The following is a 19,893-nucleotide window of genomic DNA, read 5'->3' on the forward strand; positions in this document are numbered from 1 at the left end:
GAAATGATGTAAAATGCCTAACTGATTTTTCTCGTTAATGCATTCATCATCAGGCTAAGATCATCATTATCCACTTCTTTTTTAGCATCTGCAATTTTTAAAAACTCCCCATACAAAAAGTCCAGCTCATTTTTGGTAACATCAAAGCCGATATGCTTAAAACGGTATGCAAGAGCAGAACGTCCGCTTCTTGCTGTAAGAATAATCGAAGATTCGGTTACTCCCACATCTTCAGGATTCATGATCTCATAAGTTTCCCTGTTCTTGATCACACCATCCTGGTGGATGCCTGAACTGTGGGCAAATGCATTGGCTCCTATGATCGCTTTATTAGGCTGAACAGGCATTCCCATAAGGTCTGATACCAAAGAACTCATTGTATTCAACATTCTGGAATTAACATCTGTATGAAGTCTAAGGTCTTTATGTTGCTTCAGAATCATGACGACTTCTTCCAAAGCCGTATTTCCTGCTCTCTCTCCCAATCCGTTGATCGTGCATTCAATTTGTCTTGCCCCGTTCATTACTCCTGCAATGGAATTAGCAGTTGCCAATCCCAAATCATTATGGCAATGACATGAAAGGATTGCTTTATCAATGCCTTTTACATTTTCTTTTAGATATTTAATTTTCTGTCCGTATTCCTCCGGCAGGCAATATCCTGTGGTGTCAGGAATGTTTAAAACGGTTGCCCCGGCTTTTATTACAGCTTCACAAACCCTGGCAAGGTATTCATTATCAGTTCTTCCTGCATCCTCTGCATAAAATTCAACATCTTCCACAAAGCTTTTAGCATATCTTACAGCATCCACTGCCCGTTCAATAATGTCTTCTCTCGTAGAGTTGAATTTATATTTAATATGTGAGTCTGAAGTTCCTATTCCTGTATGGATTCTGGGGCGTTTTGCATATTGCAATGCCTCGGCAGCCACTTCGATATCTTTTTTATTGGCCCTGGTCAGTCCGCAAACTTTTGCATTTCGTACCAACTTGGAAATTTCAGAAACGGAATGAAAATCTCCCGGACTTGATACCGGAAAACCGGCTTCTATTACGTCAATCCCTAGCTTATCAAGCCTTTCGGCGATAATTAATTTTTGTTCTGTGTTTAACTTACATCCCGGAACCTGTTCCCCATCACGCAAAGTGGTATCAAAAATTTCAATTTTTTCGGAATTCATAATGAAGTTTTTACTTAATTTTGATCCAAAACTAAGGCTTGCATATTTTTTACATTTTCAATTTTAATGAAAATTACAATATTCAAATAATGAAAAACTAAACGTAAGTATAATAAAATCAATAATTTAAATTATTAAATTTTACAATGGCAGAATTGCAGAAAGACTTCTTATTTGTACTCATTAAATCATTAACCACTTCTGAGAAACGGCAATTTAAGCTTTATGTTAATCGTTTAGGAATTAATGTAGATGCTAAATTTCTACTACTTTTCTCTGAGCTTGACAAAATGACTGAGTATAACGAGTCTGTCATCATAGAGAAGAAAATTTCTACCAAGCAGCAGCTTTCTAACCTGAAAGCGCATCTCTATAAGCAAATCTTAGTAAGCCTTCGTATGAACCCGAGCCATCAAAATTACAGGATTCAGCTTCGGGAGCAACTTGATTTTGCTAATATTCTGTATCAGAAAGGACTATACAAGCAGGCTTTAAAAATATTGGATAAAACAAAGCAATCTGCCCTGGAACTGGATGAAAAAAGCATCGCTTCAGAGATTATTGACCTTGAGAAGGTAATTGAATCCCAATTTATTACACGAAGTATAGACGGAAGGGCCGAAGAACTGATAAGAGAGTCTAAAGAAATAAGCAAACAAAACCAATACACAACTGAACTTTCCAATCTTTCATTGAAGTTATACAGTGAAATGCTCACCCATGGGTATGTGAAAAACGATGCGGACAGGCAAGAGATACTGGAGATCTTCAATTCTCAGATTAAAAATATAAAACCCTCCAGTTTAAATTTTACCGAAAAACTTTGGTATTATAAAGCGCATGTCTGGAAAAATCAGCTATTGCAGGATTACAAATACACGTTGAAATATGCCTATCAGTGGGTTGAGCTGTTTCATCAGAAACCCGAAATGATTTTTAGTCATCCGGTGTGGTATATCAAAGGCAATACTTATTTACTGAAGATCCTTTTCCTTTATGGTAATATCGATATTTTAGAAAAACAATTTGAAAATTTCACTAAAACGGTTTCTTCACCTGGATTTGCCCAAAATGAGAATTTACAGGCTCTTACATTCCTTACCTACTCCAATACTTTAATGAATATCCATTTCGTAAAAGGAGAGTTTTTCAGTGGAACGAAGCTTATTCCAGAAATAGAAATGAAGATGGAAAAGCTCCGGGATAAAATTGATGAGCACCATTTTATGATTCTGTATCTTAAGATGGCAGCTATGTTTTTTGGAAGCAAGAAGTATAATGAATCGATGCGATACTCCATGAAGATCATCGAGTCAAAAGGCAACGTACAGGAAGATCTTTTATTTCATACGAGGATTCTGATCCTTATGTCCAAGCATGAATCCGGAAATGACGAAGATTACGATGAGTTTATTAAAGCTACTTTAAAATTCGCTTTAAAGATGAAAAAGCCGGAAGAATTTCATTTTGAAAGCATCGATTTTTTTAAAAATCTCAATAACCTTGTTTTGGATGAAAGACAAAAAGCATTTGAAGCATTTGACCGGAAACTGGATCAATATGAAAACAATGAATATTACAGACGTTCACTCTTTTATATCGATATCCATGGCTGGATACAGTCAAAAGTTCAGCATGTGGATGTAATTGAAATTATAAAGAAAAAAGTGAAGTATAAAAGACTGAAATAATAAAGAACACCAGATGGTAACGGACTCTTAAAGCCAACATCTGGTGTTTATTTTAAAGCTTTTTTATAAAATCCAGAGCATTTTTATGGCTTATTTTTTCCATTAGCTCAACGGAATAATTTTCGGAAATCTTTTTATTGATTGCTTCATAGGCTGTAGCATTCTCGAACTCCTGAAAGAATATGGGAAGCTTTGACGGATCCGGATAGTTTTTGCAGTAGTAAAAATCTGCACCAAAAGCAATTGAGTTTTCTCCACCAAGATCAAGTCCATATTGAAGATGTTCATATAGCTTGTAAGGGTCAGTTTCATCAACACAATTCCTGATAAAGTTAAGTCCGATAAGACCTTTTCTCCTAATCACTTCTTTGGCCAGCTCATCAGGAAGATTCCTCTTTTTATCATAGATAGTGCGGTAATTGGAATGGCTTGCCAGGATAGGAATATGATAGTTTCTCTGATCGATATAATTAAGAATATCATAGGCCAGCTGATCGCTTGTATGGGAAAGATCAATGGCAATTTTTCGGTCCGAAATATAATCCAGAACTACTTTTCCGTCTTCTTTTAATCCTGTCCCTGAATTATTTCCGCCCCCAAATCGGTTTTCTGTATGATGCGTAAGTCCTATATAAAGGATTTTCTGCGTGTTATTAATAATGGCTTCCAGGTTTTTAAAACCTGTTTCGAGGTCAGAATCCTCTTCACAAAATGAGGATGCATTTTCTATGGAAGCAAGTACTCCTGCCCGATCCTTATTTTCGCCTGCTTCATAATTTGAAGGATCAAACAGGAAGAAATCATCAGTATTCAATAAATCAGCGAATACCTCACTTTGCCTGATTCCTTCGGCCGTGCTGTTCTTAGCTGTAGCCGTGTAAATGGCCATTACCTGTAATTTTACATTTCCTTCCTTTAAATAGGGCAATGAACACCCCAACTCCCTGTCATCTGGTTTTGAATTTTTTCTTACCAGATAATACAATAAATCACAGTGTAAATCAAAATTCATTTCATTCATTATATTTTATCTTTATTTATATTGAACTTGTTATCAAACTTTTTACGCTAGTTTAAAAAATAAGTATCTCTATTTTTTACAATATAAAACCTGAAATTTTGGGGCTTTTTTTTGTGAAAAAGAGAATGTGAAAAATAAAACAGTAAATACCGTTAATAGGTTTTTCATTATTTTGAATTATTTATTTATTCAAATATACGTTAATATACCATTTTAAATAAAAAATGCGTATTTTTGCATCTTAAAATTTCATAGTAAACAATGATAAAAATTACACTTCCAGACAATAGTGTCAAAGAATTCGAGGGAGAAGTAACTCCTCTAGATGTGGCAAAATCTATAAGCGAAGGATTGGCTAGAAATACCATTTCCGCAGTCGTAAACGGCAAACAAGTAGAGATTACCACACCTATAACGACGGATTCTACGGTACAGCTATTGACATGGAATGATGATCTTGGAAAGAAAGCTTTCTGGCATTCTTCTGCCCACCTTCTGGCGCAGGCCATCCTTGAATTTTATCCTGATGCTAAGCTTACTATCGGCCCAGCCATAGAAAATGGATTTTATTATGACGTAGATTTTGGAGACGAAAGTTTATCTGAAAAGGATTTTGAAAAGATTGAAAAGAAAGTTTTAGAGAATGCTAAGAAAGGTTCTACATTCTCCCTCTATCCTGTTTCCAAAGAAGAGGCATTAAAAACTTATGCAGATAATCCTTATAAAGTAGAACTGATCTCCAATCTTAATGACGGAGAAATTACTTTTGTAACTCATGATAATTTCACGGATTTATGCCGTGGAGGTCATATTCCCAATACAGGAATTGTAAAGGCCGTAAAAATATTAAATGCAGCAGGAGCATACTGGAGAGGTGATGAAAAGAACCCCCAATTGACAAGGGTTTACGGTATTTCTTTCCCAAAACAGAAAGAGCTTACAGAATATCTGGAAAGATTGGAAGAAGCAAAAAGAAGGGATCACAGAAAACTTGGAAAAGAATTAGGGATTTTCGCATTCTCTGAAAAAGTGGGTGCCGGACTTCCGCTATGGCTTCCAAAAGGTACTGCATTAAGAAGAAAATTAGAAAACTTCCTTAGTGAGGCTCAGAAAAAAGGAGGCTATGAATTCGTGATGTCCCCGCATATTGGTTCAAAAGAGCTGTATGTGACTTCAGGACACTGGGATAAATATGGAGCAGACAGTTTCCAGCCTATTAAAACACCGAATGAAGGTGAAGAATTTTTGCTGAAGCCTATGAACTGTCCTCACCACTGTGAAATCTACAAAACTTCACAATGGAGCTACAGGGATCTTCCAAAAAGATATGCAGAGTTCGGTACTGTTTACAGATATGAGCAAAGTGGAGAGCTTCACGGCTTGACAAGAGTACGTGGATTTACTCAGGATGATGCCCACTTATTCTGTACTCCTGATCAGCTTTCGGAAGAATTTGAGAAAGTAATAGATTTAACACTTTATGTTTTTAAATCTTTAGGATTTGAGGATTTTGTTACTCAGGTTTCTTTAAGAGATCCTGAAAACAAGGAAAAATATATCGGTTCTGATGAGAATTGGGAGAAAGCTGAAAATGCCATCATCAATGCAGCAGAGAAAAAAGGATTGAAAACCGTTATCGAATATGGTGAAGCTGCCTTCTATGGCCCTAAACTGGACTTCATGGTTAAGGATGCATTAGGAAGAAAATGGCAGTTAGGAACCATTCAGGTAGACTATAACCTGCCGGAAAGGTTTGATCTTCACTACATCGGAAATGATAACGAAAAGCACAGACCGGTAATGATTCATAGAGCGCCGTTTGGTTCTATGGAAAGATTTATCGCTATTTTATTAGAAAATACAGCAGGAGATTTTCCTTTATGGTTGAGCCCTGATCAGTATATAATTCTACCGATTAGTGAAAAATATGTAGATTATGCAAAAAAAGTTTCACAATTTTTGGAAAATCACGATATTAGCGGTCTGATTGATGACAGAAATGAGAAGACCGGAAAGAAAATCCGTGATGCAGAATTAAAGAAAATCCCTTTCATGATTGTGATCGGTGAAAATGAAGAAAAAGACGGAACCGTTTCAGTAAGAAGACGTGGAGAAGGAGATCTTGGCGTAATGAAGATGGAAGATTTCGTCAATTATTTTAAAAAAGAAGCAGCCATATAAGAAAGCTGTCAATAGAAAGTTAACCAATAAAATTTAAGACAATAGCACAAAGATTTAACAACAGAGGCCCAATGCGTCGTCCGGTACAGGAGGATTTGCATCAAATTAATGGTAAAATCAGAGCCAGAGAAGTTCGTTTGGTAGGTGACAATGTGGAACCTGGAGTTTACCCATTAGATAAGGCTTTGCAGATAGCCAAGGATCAGGAATTAGACCTGGTTGTGATTTCAGACAAAGCAGAACCTTTTATTGCAAGAGTATTAGACTATAAGAAGTTTTTATACGAGCAAAAGAAAAAACAAAAGGAACTTAAGGCAAAACAAATAAAAGTGGTTGTAAAAGAGATCCGTTTCGGGCCTCAGACAGATGACCATGATTATGAATTCAAGAAAAAGCACGCTGAGAAATTCCTGGAAGAAGGTTCGAAACTTAAAACCTATGTATTTTTCAAAGGACGTTCAATTATCTTTAAAGATCAGGGAGAAATTTTACTTTTAAAACTTGCACAGGAACTTGAGCATGTAGGTAAAGTAGACCAGCTTCCTAAATTGGAAGGTAAAAGGATGATTATGATGATGAGTCCTAAAAAAGCAGCTAAATAATCAAATTAAATTCAGAATTTAATTTCCAATATAAACCTCAAAGAAATTTGAGGTTTTTTTTATTCAATACGAATAAAATACCCTATGTTAAGACTCATGTGGATTAATAAATTTAATTTTGAATTAGAAATAAGATTAAAATATTATAGGTACTAAAAAATTAAATTACTAATCATAAAATTAAAAACAATGAGTACAATTCAACTAAAAGACGGAACTGAAATTTATTACAAAGACTGGGGAAAAGGACAACCTGTATTTTTTCATCACGGATGGCCATTGTCAAGTGACGACTGGGATGCTCAAATGCTTTTCTTTTTGGAAAAAGGATACAGAGTAATTGCTCACGACAGAAGAGGACATGGAAGATCCACCCAGACTGCGGAGGGACATGATATGGACACGTATGCATCAGATGTTGATGAGATCGTAACGGCACTAGATCTGAAAGATGTGATCCACGTAGGACATTCCACAGGAGGCGGTGAAGTGATCAGATATGTAGCACAGTATGGAAAAGGAAGGGTTGCCAAAGCTGTTTTAATAAGCGCTGTTACCCCGATTATGGTTCAAAATGAAAATAACCCGAACGGTGTCCCGATTTCTGTTTTTGATGATATCCGTAACAATACGGCACACCACAGGCAGCAATTCTATATCGATATTACCTTCCCTTTTTATGGCTATAACAGAGAAGGAGCTAACATTTCCGAAGGTATCCAGAGAAACTGGTGGAGACAGGGAATGATGGGATCGATTAAAGCACATTATGACTGTATCAAAGCTTTTTCAGAAACTGATTTTACAGAAGATCTTAAAAGTACAGATGTTCCCGTATTGGTGCTTCATGGGGAAGATGATCAGATTGTACCTTATGAAACTACAGGTGTGGTAGCCGCAAAATTAGTTAAAAATGGAAAGTTGATCACTTATCCGGGATTCCCTCACGGTATGCCAACGACTGAAGCTGAAACTATTAACAGAGATCTTCTTGCTTTTTTCCAATCATAAAACCTTAATTGAAATAAAAACTAAAAGGACTGATTCACCAATCGGTCTTTTTTTTGTTATAAATTTATCTTCCTGAAAATGCGATTAATAAAGAGAAAATCAAAATATATTAAGTCTTATCATTGTGAGTTAATTTGATTTTTTATTATTTTTGCGGCTCAAAAAAAATAATATATGAAGATAAAATTATTGACTTTTGTAAGTCTTTCAATGCTTTTAGCATCTTGTGGTCAGGATGATACTCTTGATAATGTAATTGTAGAAAATGGAAAGGTACAAACAACTGCGAATGCAAATAAATCTATTCCTGGTGGTGGTCTTACCACATTAACATTTATTTCGGAAACAACCAATCATCCTCAGGTATTAAATGCCGGCGAATCAATTAGTTTAGAAAATCAGGGTGTTACTTACCGTCTGGTAATGCAAGGAGATAGTAATCTTGTCCTATATGCTGAAACACCTAGCAGCTACAGAGTACTATGGGCATCTAATACGGTAAGAAGCGGAGGTACCCCAAAACTTATTGCACAAAATGATGGGAATCTTGTTATTTACAATAACGATACTCCTCTTTGGAATTCAGACAGCGCAGTTGCAGGGAACGTTTCCAACCCACATATTAAGCTTCAGCTTTATTCAAGAACCGGATATTTAATCGGTAGTGGTTTTAGAGTTAAAGTTATTCTGGGTGGAAATAATCAGGAAAGAAGAGAAATAACTCATAAGGATATCTAGTGAGTAATTTAATGATTTGTAACCACTTTTTATAGAAGTGGTTTTTTGAAAATACTATAAAATCACAATTTTGAAAATTCGAATTGATATTTTTTGTATCTTTGCACACTATTATTCCTAAGTGTCTTTGGGAAGAAAGTAAATCAGATATTGATAACAAAATAATAAAAAAGCAAGACAATGCCAAAATTAAAAACGAAATCAGGTGCTAAGAAACGTTTTGCTCTTACCGGAACTGGTAAGATCAAAAGAAAAAATGCTTACAAAAGCCACATCTTAACTAAAAAAGAAACTAAGCAGAAGAGAAATCTTACTACTACTTCTTACGTAGCTAAAGTGGATGAGAAAAGCGTTCAACGTCAATTAGCAATTAAGTAGTTTTTATAAATCTATATTCGGTTTATAGGAATTAAAACAATTCAGAATTTTTAACCCTGAAACGGAGCAGATAAGTGTAATGAAACAGTTTACCGCCCTTTTCAAAAAAACAATTTAAATTATGCCAAGATCAGTAAATGCAGTAGCTTCAAGAGCTCGCAGAAAAAAAATCATGAAACAAGCTAAAGGTTTTTTCGGTAGAAGAAAGAACGTTTGGACTGTAGCTAAAAACGCGGTAGAAAAAGCAATGCAATATGCTTACCGTGGAAGAAAAGAGAAAAAGAGAAATTTCAGATCACTTTGGATCACGCGTATCAACGCTGGAACAAGAGAGCATGGAATGTCTTACTCTCAATTTATGGGAGCTCTTAAAAAGAACAACATTGAGCTTAACAGAAAAGTTTTAGCAGATTTAGCAATGAATCACCCTGAAGCTTTCAAAGCAGTTGTAGATCAAGTAAAATAATGTAAAATTTTTTGTTATCAATATTAAATCCTGAGTTTTTTGCTCAGGATTTTTTTATTATATACATTTGTTTCATTAAAAATATAATAATTCTGTAATTCTTTTATCAAGTGAAAAAAATAACTACTCTACTTCTCTTTTCCATTGCTATTTATAGCGCAAAGGCACAAAGCTTTATTCAGGCTTACCAAAGCAGAGCAACTCAGGTTTCACAAACCAATATTACAGCTAATTTACACGAGTTTGAAAACCTGGGTGTAAAAACAACAGGTTCTGTAAATAATACCAATACTTTAAACTGGATCAAAAATAAATATACGTCTTACGGATATAGTGCAAGTCAGATGGTTGAGGATCCTTTTACCTTTGGAAGTACCAGTTCTAAGAATTTAATTATTACCAAAACAGGAACTGTTTATCCTGATACCTATGTAATTATCTGTGGACATTATGATACCATAACCGGTTCCGGAGTTAGCGACAATGGAAGCGGAACGTCTATTATATTGGAAGCTGCAAGAATCTTAAAAGATATTCCAACAGAATATTCTATTAAATTCATTCATTTTTCAGGAGAAGAGCAGGGACTGGAAGGAAGCTATCATTATGCAGACAATGTGGTTTTTCAGAATAATATCCGTCAGATGAATATAAGACTGGTATTTAATATAGATCAGGTAGGTGGTAAACTTGGCAATAACAATAATACGATAAAGTGTGAGAAAGGCGTTAACGGAAGCTCTGCCAATAATGCAACTTCAAGTGCGTTTACACAACAGCTGGCCACTTGTACAAGTCTTTACTCCCCTCTTCAGACTGTAATTACTAACGCGTATTCCTCAGATTATATACCTTTTGAACAAAACGGAGATATCATTACAGGTTTTTATGAGAATATCAAAAGCAATAATGAACATACGGTAAATGATACCTTTGCCAATATAGATCCTGTATATGTCTACAACGTAGGTATGGCAGCGGTTGGTGCTCTTCAACATTTTGCTGTAGCAACAACTCTGAATTTGGGAACAAGCGAAACAGAAGGACAGAAATCATTAGAATCTGTAAAGATCTACCCTAACCCGGCAAAAGATGTATTGACAATTGACCTGCCAAATACGATTAATGATTTTAATTTTGAATTAACAGATCTGCTAGGCCACACTTTAATTAAACAGAATAATAAGAAAGCGATCCAGGTTTCTTCTCTGACAAACGGTGCCTATTTAGCTATAATAAAAACTGCTGATCATACCGCTGTACGGAAAGTAGTAATCAGCAAATAACTCACCGCTAAAAAAATAATTTAAAAATGCTTTTATTACACGTTATAAAAGCATTTTTTATTTATACTACAAAATTAATATTCTTTCATTGTGATTTTATTATTACTTTTGCAAAAATCACCAACTAATGAAAAATATAATTACTTTTCTAATTTTTTGCCTGCTATGTCAGCAACTATCATCTCAAACATTTATTCAGGCCTATCAGAACAGAGCCAATCAGGTTACTCAAACCAATATTACAACGAATTTACAGCAATTTGAAAACCTTGGTGTCAAAACTACAGGTTCCACGAACAATGCGAATACTCTGACGTGGATAAAAAATAAGTACCTGTCTTATGGCTATACAGCCAGTCAAATCGTTGAAGATCCTTTTACATTTGGAAGTACGAGTTCAAAGAATCTGATCATTACGAAAACAGGGACAACATATCCCAATACGTATGTAATTATTTGCGCCCATTATGATACGGTAACAGGATCCGGCGTAAGTGATAACGGAAGCGGAACTTCAATTTTATTAGAGGCCGCAAGAATTTTAAAAGATATCCCTACCCAGTATTCAATAAAATTCATTCATTTTTCAGGAGAGGAACAGGGACTTTACGGGAGCTACCACTATGCGGATAATGTAGTTTTTCAAAACGGAGTTCGCAAACTTAATATAAGACTGGTCTTCAATATTGATCAGGTGGGAGGTAAATTAGGAAATAACAACAATAAGATAAAATGTGAAAAGGGAGTTAACGGAAGCTCCGCCAATAATGCAACATCGAGCTCTTTCACCCAGCAGTTGGCAACCTGTACAAGTCTGTACTCTCCTCTTCAGACAGTGATGGCTACCGCATATGCTTCAGACTATATTCCTTTTGAAGAAAACGGAGATATTATCACAGGTTTTTATGAGAATATCAGGAGCAATAATGAGCATACGGTAAATGATACCTTTGCCAATATAGATCCTGTATATGTATTCAATGTAGGTAAAGCTGCTGTTGGTGCGCTCCAACATTTTGCCGTTGCATCTACAACCGCAGCAATGGTTCTAAACACAGAAGAAACAAAAGCTCAGGCATCAATAGAATCAGTAAAGATCTATCCTAACCCGGCAAAAGATATTATAACTATTGACTTACCTGATACCATTAAAGAATTCAACTTTGAGCTGACAGATCTTTTAGGACATATTCTGATCAAAAAAGAAAATCAAAGAAAAATCGATATTTCCGGTTTGCAGGAAGGAGCTTATCTAGTCATTATAAAAGCCAAAGGTCAGACTACAACAAGAAAAATTGTTATAGAAAAATAAATCATCAAATATCTCTCAATTACAAAAATGCTTTTATTATCAACAATAAGAGCATTTTTTATTTATTACATAATATTTTTATTCTTTCATTGTGATTTTATGATTACTTTTACAAAAATCACCTAACAATGAAAAATATAATTACTCTTCTTTTTTGCGCTTTATTAGGCCAGCAATTACAATCTCAAAGCTTCATTCAAGTTTATCAGGACAGGGCAAACCAGGTTACACAAACCAATATTACAACCAATCTGCAGCAGTTCCAAAATCTTGGTGTAAAAACAACAGGTTCTACCAATAATGCCAATGCGCTTACGTGGATCAAAAACAAATATTTATCGTATGGCTACACAGCAAGCCAGATTGTTGAGGATCCTTTTACCTTTGGAAGCACAAGTTCCAAAAACCTGATCATCACCAAAACAGGAACAGTATATCCTAATAAATATGTTATTATTTGTGGGCACTTTGATAGCATCGTAGGTCCGGGAACCAATGATAACGGTAGTGGTACTTCAATTATACTGGAAGCTGCCAGGATCCTTAGAAATGTTCCGACAGAATATTCTATCAAGTTTATTCATTTTTCCGGAGAAGAACAGGGATTAAGAGGAAGTTCCCATTATGTAAACAATGTAGCTTATCAAAATGGTGTTCGAAAGCTGGATATAAAATTGGTATTCAATCTTGACCAGGTAGGTGGAAAAATGGGGAATGTAAATAACAGAATATACTGTGATGAGGATCAGGGAGGAGTAAGCAGCAATAATGCGGCATCAAGTGCGGTTACACAACAGCTGGTGACCTGTACTACTCTATATTCTCCACTACTTACAGGGATTGATCCGGCAGAAGATACGGACTATATCCCTTTTGAACAGAAAGGAGAAGTGATTACAGGATATTTTGAGTATAAGAGAAGCAGTTATCCGCATACTGTGAATGATACCTTTGCGAATACAGACCCTGTATATATTTTCAATGTAGGAAAAGCAACAGTGGGGGCACTTCAGCATTTTGCAGTAGCATCCACTACGGCATCTTTAGTTTTAAATACCAAAGAAACCGCTGCAAATACGCTTGAATCCGTTAAAATTTATCCCAATCCGGCAAAAGATATTCTGAGCCTGGAATTACCATCTTCCGTTAGCAACTTCAGTTTTGAAATCACCGATCTGTTAGGTCGGTCTTTACTTAAGCAAGAAAACCAGACAAGAATTAATGTTTCTAATTTGCCAAAAGGGGTTTATTTAGGAAACCTTAAAGCCGATGAGCATACAGTAGTTAGAAAAATTATGATTGAATAATCACTTATACTATATATCTTAATACAAAAGCTTTCTAAAAATAGAAAGCTTTTGGTTTTTATAATTCTTTATTTTTTTGTGATCTTTATTACGTAACCTCCTCCTGACGCCATTGATACGGTTAATTTTCTATTGGCTGGAATGTCAATGACTTCCTTTTTGTAATCTTTAGCAACACGATTCGCGTTGATTCCATCTTTAAATACTTCACCTTTGAAATTGCCTTTTCCTAGGAATGATAAATCTAATTCTACAGTACGTGCATCCCAGTTGGTTAAAGCACCCATATACCAATCATCTCCTTTTTTACGGGCTATTGCTACATATTTTGCGACCTCACCATCTAAAGCTATGGTTTGATCCCAAATGGTAGGAACCTTAGCAATAAATTCTGTACATTCCGTTTCTGCCATATAATTTGACGGGCTATCACAAAGCATATTTAACGGAGACTCAAAGACTATATATTCTGCCAGCTGACGGCATCGTGTTCCCTGACTCATAGCTTCACTATCAACACTTTTGAAATTATCTTTGGTTGCATTACGCATTGCTCCCTGAGTATAATCCATTGGACCTGCTATCTGTCGGATAAATGGAATGGTTACATCATAGGTCACCTGGTCAAGATGATCTGCCCATTTCATTTGCTCCAATCCGTTTACCCCTTCAAAATTAATAACATTAGGATAGGTTCGTTGTAGCCCTGTAGGTTTATATGTCCCATGATAATCTATCAACAACTTATATTTTGAAGCCATTGCTGCCCCTCGCCGGTGAAAGTCAACAATGATCTGATCATCCCGATCCATAAAGTCTACTTTAAAACCTTTGATTCCCATTTCACTATAATGTTTACAAACAGCTTCCATATCACGATCAAAAGCATAATAACCAGCCCAAAGAATAAGCCCTACTTTTTTGGAATTTGCATAAGCAATCAATTCCGGCAGATTGATTTCAGGCACTACCTGAAAGAGGTCTGCTTTCTTATTGACTGCCCAACCTTCATCAAGAATCACATATTCTATTCCATATTGAGCAGCAAAATCGATATAATATCGATAGGTTTCATTATTAACCCCGGTCTTAAAATTTACATTGTACAAATTCCAATCATTCCACCAATCCCAGGCTACTTTTCCTGGTTTCACCCATGAATAATCTCCCTGAGAAGGAGTTGCCAATTTATAGACGATATCACTATCTGTCAAATCTGAGTCTTTCTCGGAAATAATAATGATTCGCCAAGGAAAGTCTGTCCCTTTATCGAATTGGGCAACAAAGTTTTCACGAGATTTTATGAGCATCTGCAAATTATTATGTCCCCCTTGCTGAACTTCTTTCGGGTAAGGTGCAAATACGCCTTTTAAACTATTGGATTTATCTCCCGGATATAAGAACATTCCCGGGTAATTGATCAGATCAGACTCGGCAATACAAAGCTTTTTACCCTTTACCCCTTCTACAAGTAAAGGATTGATAGCGAGTCTTTTCTTATTCCATTCGGATAAAGGATAATGAAAATAAGGTTGTTCAAACGAGTTGAAAAATTGTTTTTCCAAAGGAGCTGTTTCCGGTTTATTGGTATAGTTGATAAAAGCTTTTTGATCTGCAGGGAAATTAAATTCAGCTTGTTCAGCCATTATTTTAAATGGCTTTTTAGCTAAAGACACAAATCTGTAAGCAATCCCTTCATCATAAGCTCTAAAAATAATATGATAATCTTTAAACTCTAATATCAGTTCATTATAATAGTCTTTAATTTGCTGGCGTTTATATATCCGCACATTGAAAGTCTGGTTAACTTTTTTTTCTGACGATCTTAAAAGTTTTCCATTTTTCCCATAGAAAGATCCATCATCAAGTGTCATGGAAATAGCAGATTTGTCGAGCATTACATCTCCATTGTGTAGCAAGGAATACTCTACTGTTTTACCTACGTTGATGAAGGTTTTCAGTTTATTATTAGGAGAAGTGAGTATTAATTGTTTTTGAACTGAAACCCCTGTAGGCAAAAGTATCAGACAGAATAAGATGAAAATAATAAAATCATTTTTTTTCATAAATATTACTGGGTATTTGTACAAATTCTGTTTATGACATATTCTTTAAGGTTGTTTTGAAAATAAAATGTAAATTATGAAAAATGTTTTGAAAATTTCATCTGCTTTATAAGTTTTTTATGCCTAATACTGCTATGGCGCTCAGAATGCAAAAGATTACATGGACAAAGAGGATTATATTCTTTAAAACACAAAACCCTATCTAAAAGCAGATAGGATTTCATTATTCATATAGCTAAAATTAGTCTAGTAATTAAAATTCAGAGACAAGGTATAATACCTTCCGTTTCCTCTTACATACTCTGCATCTCGTGCAGTGTACATTGAAGTTGGAGTATAATAGGTTTTATTCAAGACATTTTCTATTCCTAATCCTACCGTAATTACATTATTAAATTGGTAACTCCCTTGAAAATTAAAAAGGTTAAATTCCTTTACAGGACCTTCTCCTTCCTGATATTTTCCGGATACCGGTTCAAATTGTTCTCTTTTAAAGGAGTACATATGATAAACTCCCAATTGAAGCTTCTGGGATTTATTATTCCATTTGATATAAGAATTAAGTCTGGCTGGAGCGATCCTCAATCCGCTCAAATATTTATCGTAGCTATTATCATTTTTCACGTCTACTTTTCCTTCCTGGTAAGTATAATTAGCTCCTATACTTAATCCTCTGGTCGGATATACGTTCATTGCCAGCTCTACTCCACTAATGTATTGTGGCGCTCTCAAAGGCGTCCAAAATCCGTTTACAGAGACCAAGTCTGCCCCCAATTTTGAATAATTATAAAAATAACTCGCTGAGAAATCAACAGCCCGGCCAATTTTACTGTTAAATCCAATCTCGTAATTATCAATAACAACAGGATCCGCATTGATTTCATTTAAAACATTAGTTTTAGCATCTCTCAGCACTCGTCCTAAATCATAAATATTAAATCCTCTTGAGTAAGAGGTAAAAGGCTGGAAAAAGTCAATTGCAACATAACTTACTCCTACATTATATGATATATTGGAATAATTTAACCGGCCTCCCTGCACATTAAATTCAGAGGCATTTCCAGAAGGCAATGTAGTATAATCCGGAACTTTTACAGACATCTTATCCCATCGCAATCCTGCTTTAACAGTTAAGTCTTTGGTGATAAACAATTTACCTTGTACAAAAGGAGCAGCCGCCAGCATATTCATTTCAGGAACCCATATTCTTCCGTCTACCAAAGGCTGGCTTGTTTTCTCATTGAGTAAATCAAGACCATAGGTTAAAGAACCCATCAGCTCATTTCCTTTTTTAAATTCAGTATTAAAATCTGCCCTGAATCCATATTTCTTTTCCAAAATAGCCGATTGTCCCCCTGTTTTCCATCTTGGTGGGTTACGATAATCATAGATTGTATAAAAGTCCTGAAAATAAAGCGTTGTATTGAGGGAAGTCTGATGGAAAATATTTTTATTGATATATTTTAAATATCCGTTGTGATTATATCTTGTTCCCTCTTTCACCCCTTCTCTGTTTCCTAATTTTCCTGTAGAAGGTCTTTCTCCATACTTTCCGATATCAAGAATATATTTAGAATCCTGTAAACTGGAATAATAATTATACATTAACTCCACTCTATTATCATCATCTATATTATATCCTATTTTTCCGAATACGTTTCCTACACTGGTTTCTCCTAATCCATATCTTGGATTTTGAACCAAATCATCACCGTCTATTTTCACTCCATTCTGAGTAATTGTACCATTAATAAGGTAATCCCACTTTCCTAAGTTTCCAAAAAAACTCTGGGAAACCCTGTAGCCAGCGCCACCGTCCGATTTGAACATATTACTATTGAATAAATCATGACTGGTAAAGCCCAAAACTGTTTTTCCTGAAAATGGTTTGCTCTTAGTATTTTTCTGAGTGATATAATTGATAATACCGCCCTCTGCACCATTTCCATAAATGGATGTTGCTCCTTTAACAACTTCAATACGTTCAAGTACTGACGGATCAATACTTCTGATCTCCCTGTCATTATTTCGTAACGGACTTGATTGAGGAATACCATCGATCATGATCAGTACATTTCTACCCCTCAGGGTTTGGCCTCTATTTCCTACGAGATTATTACCAAAAGCAAGTCCCGGAACTTTATATGCTAATATATTACTGAGATCTGGAGATATCAGAGACTGCTCTTCAATTTCTTTTTTATGGATAATATGTACTGTAGAAGCCGTCTTTTTTACAATTTCGGGGGACCTTGATGCTGTGATAATAACTTCTTCAAGTCTCCTTTGATCAAGTGAATCTTTTTTTTGTGCATGTATTAAGGAAGCTGCGATTAAGCTTCCCAAACAAAAAATATTTTTTTTCATCTACGTGTTCTTATTTAGAATAATTAAAAGGCAAAAGTAATGCTTTTAATATTTTACTAAATCAGGCAGAGTCAACCCAATCAGATAAAATGAAAAACGATTGACCTATAAAAACTTATTTTAATGTAAAAAATCCAAAAATTCAATTAAGTAATTTTATTTTTTACACATTAAAAGATAAATGTCATGTTTACTAGCTAACACAGATCTAATATAATGTGCCAAATGTTTTTATTTTCCATTCCTTTCCAACAAAACGCGTTCAATGTCTTTCAGGGAAAAGTTTTTGGCTTTCAACAGAATTAAAAAGTGATACATCAGGTCCGCAGCTTCATCCTTAAACAATTTTTCATTATCGTCCTTTGCTTCGATTACCAGCTCTACAGCCTCCTCACCTACTTTCTGGGCAACCTTGTTGATACCTCTCTGATATAGTGAGTAGGTATAAGACCCCTCTGTTTTATCATCAATTCTTTGTCCTATTTTTTCCTCCAGCTCATATAAAAATCCCTTGGAATCTTTTTCACCAAAACAGCTAAAGCTTCCGGTATGACAAACCACATTTTTAGGAGTAGCTTTTATCAAAACAGTATCCTGATCGCAATCAATATCGATACTTTTTACCGTTAAAAAATTCCCTGACTCCTCTCCTTTTGTCCATAATCTGTTTTTTGACCGGCTGAAAAAGGTAACAATTCCTTCCGCCCTGGTTTTGTTCCATGCTTCTTCATTCATATAGCCGAGCATTAAAACCTGTAAAGTCCGTACATCTTGTATAATAACCGGAACCAGCCCGTTTGTTTTATTAAAATTGATCATTTCTTACCTGTATTTTTTTATATAATAATTCTTTTTTTACATCCTGAATATGAATTTCTCCAAAATGGAAAATACTCGCAGCCAAACCACCGGTAGCTTTCGTTTCCTGAAATACTTCTGTAAAATCTCCTATTGTTCCTGCCCCTCCTGAAGCAATTACGGGGATATTGACAATTTCAGACACCGCTTTGGTTATCCTGATATCAAATCCCTTTTTAGTTCCGTCACCATCCATTGATGTCAGAAGAATTTCACCGGCACCTAAAACTTCAGCTTTTTTAGCCCACTCCAGAGTTTTCAGCTCTGTTGCTTCTCTTCCTCCTTTAATGTGTACCCAATCTTCATTATTCACGAATTTTGTGTCAATGGCAACCACAATACACTGACTTCCGAATTCATTGGCCAGATCTGTGATAAGCTGTGGTTTTTTGACAGCAGAAGAATTGATACTGATCTTATCTGCTCCCGCTTCAAGAAGTTTTCTTACATCTTCAATAGAATTGATTCCTCCGCCAACTGTAAAAGGAATGCTTAATTCTTTTGCGATATCCCGGACAAGTTCTACAAAGGTTTTTCTTTCTTCAATAGTGGCTGTGATATCGAGAAAGACCAGTTCGTCTGCACCGTCAATTTCATATTTTTTAGCCAGGCTGATCGGATCTCCTGCATTTCGGAGTCCTTCAAAATTAATTCCTTTCACGGTTGTCCCATCTTTAATATCAAGACATGGAATAATTCTTTTTTTAAGCATTTTCAATAAAGTTCTGAAGTTCTTTTAATTCAATTTTCCCCTCGTAAATAGCTTTTCCGATGATCGTTCCGGAACAGCCTATTTCTTTCATCCTATATACATCCCCGATACCTGAAATTCCTCCACTGGCAATCAGATTAACAGGAACATTCCCTAAAATATCCTGATACAGATCGATTGACGGTCCCTTCAGCATTCCGTCTTTAGAAATATCCGTGCAGATTACCTGCCTAATTCCTTTTTCTTTATATTGAAGGATAAAAGAGAGTACATCAATTTGACTTTCTTCAAGCCATCCGGAAGTTTTTATTTTTCTGTTTTCACAATCAGCTCCGAGAATAATTTTTTCAGGACCGTATTTGCTGACTAAAGTGTAACAGAGTTCCGGATCCTGAACTGCAATGCTCCCGATAGTCACCTGACTTGCACCAGCATTAAGAGCCGTCTCAATATCTTCCGGTGTTTTTAATCCTCCTCCAAAATCAATTTGCAAGGAAGTCTCGCGAGCAATTGATTCCAATATTTTCTGATTTACAATATGCCTGGATTTAGCTCCGTCCAGATCTACCAGGTGGAGATACTGAATACCGGAATCTTCAAACTCTTTTGCCACCTCAAGGGGGCTTTCGTTATATACTTTCTTTGTGTTATAATCACCTTTTGAAAGGCGTACACATTTTCCGTCAATAATATCAATAGCGGGAATGATCTTCATA

General features: G+C 35.5%; 17 protein-coding genes. 10 read left to right on the top strand and 7 right to left on the bottom strand.

The genetic code is table 11. From position 1 onward, the window contains the following. Nucleotides 1-17: 17 nt before the first annotated feature. A complete protein-coding gene (locus tag G9C87_RS16050) occupies nucleotides 18-1,181 on the bottom strand; it encodes a 2-isopropylmalate synthase (RefSeq protein WP_172282980.1) in 1,164 nt (387 codons plus the stop codon). 146 nt (nucleotides 1,182-1,327) lie between these two features. Here G9C87_RS16050 and G9C87_RS16055 point away from each other — a divergent pair, with 146 nt between their 5' ends. Beyond that, nucleotides 1,328-2,872 (top strand): hypothetical protein, encoded by a 1,545-nt coding sequence (locus tag G9C87_RS16055; RefSeq protein WP_172282982.1) that lies wholly within the window; start codon nucleotides 1,328-1,330, stop codon nucleotides 2,870-2,872. Nucleotides 2,873-2,924: 52 nt separating this feature from the next. On the opposite strand, the gene G9C87_RS16060 is transcribed toward G9C87_RS16055, so the two are convergent. After that, nucleotides 2,925-3,884 (bottom strand): dipeptidase, encoded by a 960-nt coding sequence (locus tag G9C87_RS16060; protein WP_228457031.1) that lies wholly within the window; start codon nucleotides 3,882-3,884, stop codon nucleotides 2,925-2,927. 270 nt (nucleotides 3,885-4,154) lie between these two features. On the opposite strand from G9C87_RS16060, the gene thrS reads away from it, so the two are divergent. The 9 genes from thrS (at nucleotide 4,155) to G9C87_RS16105 (ending at nucleotide 13,174) form a co-directional block, all read left to right on the top strand. Then, nucleotides 4,155-6,074 carry a threonine--tRNA ligase gene (thrS, locus tag G9C87_RS16065; RefSeq protein WP_172282986.1) on the top strand — a complete coding sequence of 640 codons (1,920 nt, stop codon included), beginning with the start codon at nucleotides 4,155-4,157 and terminating at the stop codon, nucleotides 6,072-6,074. A 71-nt stretch (nucleotides 6,075-6,145) separates the two neighbouring features. Next, the gene (gene infC / locus G9C87_RS16070) at nucleotides 6,146-6,676 is read left to right on the top strand and encodes a translation initiation factor IF-3 (protein WP_172282988.1); all 531 of its coding nucleotides are present in this window, start codon (nucleotides 6,146-6,148) and stop codon (nucleotides 6,674-6,676) included. A 189-nt stretch (nucleotides 6,677-6,865) separates the two neighbouring features. Continuing rightward, nucleotides 6,866-7,687: an alpha/beta fold hydrolase gene (locus tag G9C87_RS16075; protein WP_172282989.1), complete on the top strand. Its 822-nt coding sequence runs from the start codon at nucleotides 6,866-6,868 to the stop codon at nucleotides 7,685-7,687. Between the two features lie 174 nt (nucleotides 7,688-7,861). Further along, nucleotides 7,862-8,425 carry a hypothetical protein gene (locus G9C87_RS16080; protein ID WP_172282991.1) on the top strand — a complete coding sequence of 188 codons (564 nt, stop codon included), beginning with the start codon at nucleotides 7,862-7,864 and terminating at the stop codon, nucleotides 8,423-8,425. Between the two features lie 180 nt (nucleotides 8,426-8,605). Beyond that, nucleotides 8,606-8,803, top strand: coding sequence for a 50S ribosomal protein L35 (rpmI, locus tag G9C87_RS16085; protein WP_034676300.1), 198 nt, complete (start codon nucleotides 8,606-8,608; stop codon nucleotides 8,801-8,803). 121 nt (nucleotides 8,804-8,924) lie between these two features. Next, nucleotides 8,925-9,269 (top strand): 50S ribosomal protein L20, encoded by a 345-nt coding sequence (gene rplT, locus G9C87_RS16090; RefSeq protein WP_172282993.1) that lies wholly within the window; start codon nucleotides 8,925-8,927, stop codon nucleotides 9,267-9,269. A gap of 110 nt (nucleotides 9,270-9,379) precedes the next feature. Next, the gene (locus G9C87_RS16095; protein WP_172282995.1) at nucleotides 9,380-10,555 is read left to right on the top strand and encodes a M28 family peptidase; all 1,176 of its coding nucleotides are present in this window, start codon (nucleotides 9,380-9,382) and stop codon (nucleotides 10,553-10,555) included. Nucleotides 10,556-10,682: 127 nt separating this feature from the next. Next, entirely contained in the window at nucleotides 10,683-11,867 is a 1,185-nt protein-coding gene (locus tag G9C87_RS16100) for a M28 family peptidase (RefSeq protein ID WP_172282997.1), read from the top strand. A 128-nt stretch (nucleotides 11,868-11,995) separates the two neighbouring features. Continuing rightward, nucleotides 11,996-13,174: a M28 family peptidase gene (locus tag G9C87_RS16105; RefSeq protein WP_172282999.1), complete on the top strand. Its 1,179-nt coding sequence runs from the start codon at nucleotides 11,996-11,998 to the stop codon at nucleotides 13,172-13,174. 68 nt (nucleotides 13,175-13,242) lie between these two features. On the opposite strand, the gene G9C87_RS16110 is transcribed toward G9C87_RS16105, so the two are convergent. From G9C87_RS16110 to hisA, 5 genes are all read right to left on the bottom strand, one after another. Next, complete coding sequence (locus G9C87_RS16110; RefSeq protein ID WP_172283000.1) at nucleotides 13,243-15,240, bottom strand: glycoside hydrolase family 97 protein; 1,998 nt, start codon at nucleotides 15,238-15,240, stop codon at nucleotides 13,243-13,245. Nucleotides 15,241-15,486: 246 nt separating this feature from the next. Beyond that, nucleotides 15,487-17,607, bottom strand: a complete 2,121-nt coding sequence (locus G9C87_RS16115) for a TonB-dependent receptor (RefSeq protein ID WP_172283002.1) — start codon at nucleotides 17,605-17,607, stop codon at nucleotides 15,487-15,489. A 231-nt stretch (nucleotides 17,608-17,838) separates the two neighbouring features. Next, nucleotides 17,839-18,426: a bifunctional phosphoribosyl-AMP cyclohydrolase/phosphoribosyl-ATP diphosphatase HisIE gene (gene hisIE / locus G9C87_RS16120; protein WP_172283004.1), complete on the bottom strand. Its 588-nt coding sequence runs from the start codon at nucleotides 18,424-18,426 to the stop codon at nucleotides 17,839-17,841. After that, the gene (gene hisF / locus G9C87_RS16125) at nucleotides 18,413-19,177 is read right to left on the bottom strand and encodes an imidazole glycerol phosphate synthase subunit HisF (RefSeq protein WP_172283005.1); all 765 of its coding nucleotides are present in this window, start codon (nucleotides 19,175-19,177) and stop codon (nucleotides 18,413-18,415) included. Before hisF ends, hisIE begins: the two co-directional genes overlap by 14 nt. Further along, nucleotides 19,170-19,892, bottom strand: coding sequence for a 1-(5-phosphoribosyl)-5-[(5-phosphoribosylamino)methylideneamino]imidazole-4-carboxamide isomerase (gene hisA / locus G9C87_RS16130; RefSeq protein WP_172283007.1), 723 nt, complete (start codon nucleotides 19,890-19,892; stop codon nucleotides 19,170-19,172). The genes hisF and hisA overlap by 8 nt, the downstream gene beginning before the upstream one ends. Nucleotide 19,893 lies beyond the last annotated feature (1 nt).

It is taken from the genome of Chryseobacterium sp. LAM-KRS1, assembly GCF_013184525.1.
Classification (GTDB): Bacteria; Bacteroidota; Bacteroidia; order Flavobacteriales; family Weeksellaceae; genus Chryseobacterium; species Chryseobacterium proteolyticum.

Coding starts and splice junctions, on each gene's coding strand:
- G9C87_RS16080 (WP_172282991.1), top strand. CDS start 7,862: ATGAAGATAAAATTATTGACTTTTGTAAGTCTTTCAATGCTTTTAGCA.
- infC (WP_172282988.1), top strand. CDS start 6,146: ATGCGTCGTCCGGTACAGGAGGATTTGCATCAAATTAATGGTAAAATC.
- thrS (WP_172282986.1), top strand. CDS start 4,155: ATGATAAAAATTACACTTCCAGACAATAGTGTCAAAGAATTCGAGGGA.
- G9C87_RS16050 (WP_172282980.1), bottom strand. CDS start 1,181: ATGAATTCCGAAAAAATTGAAATTTTTGATACCACTTTGCGTGATGGG.
- G9C87_RS16075 (WP_172282989.1), top strand. CDS start 6,866: ATGAGTACAATTCAACTAAAAGACGGAACTGAAATTTATTACAAAGAC.
- G9C87_RS16105 (WP_172282999.1), top strand. CDS start 11,996: ATGAAAAATATAATTACTCTTCTTTTTTGCGCTTTATTAGGCCAGCAA.
- G9C87_RS16110 (WP_172283000.1), bottom strand. CDS start 15,240: ATGAAAAAAAATGATTTTATTATTTTCATCTTATTCTGTCTGATACTT.
- G9C87_RS16060 (WP_228457031.1), bottom strand. CDS start 3,884: ATGAATTTTGATTTACACTGTGATTTATTGTATTATCTGGTAAGAAAA.
- hisF (WP_172283005.1), bottom strand. CDS start 19,177: ATGCTTAAAAAAAGAATTATTCCATGTCTTGATATTAAAGATGGGACA.
- rplT (WP_172282993.1), top strand. CDS start 8,925: ATGCCAAGATCAGTAAATGCAGTAGCTTCAAGAGCTCGCAGAAAAAAA.
- G9C87_RS16100 (WP_172282997.1), top strand. CDS start 10,683: ATGAAAAATATAATTACTTTTCTAATTTTTTGCCTGCTATGTCAGCAA.
- hisA (WP_172283007.1), bottom strand. CDS start 19,892: ATGAAGATCATTCCCGCTATTGATATTATTGACGGAAAATGTGTACGC.
- hisIE (WP_172283004.1), bottom strand. CDS start 18,426: ATGATCAATTTTAATAAAACAAACGGGCTGGTTCCGGTTATTATACAA.
- G9C87_RS16055 (WP_172282982.1), top strand. CDS start 1,328: ATGGCAGAATTGCAGAAAGACTTCTTATTTGTACTCATTAAATCATTA.
- G9C87_RS16115 (WP_172283002.1), bottom strand. CDS start 17,607: ATGAAAAAAAATATTTTTTGTTTGGGAAGCTTAATCGCAGCTTCCTTA.
- rpmI (WP_034676300.1), top strand. CDS start 8,606: ATGCCAAAATTAAAAACGAAATCAGGTGCTAAGAAACGTTTTGCTCTT.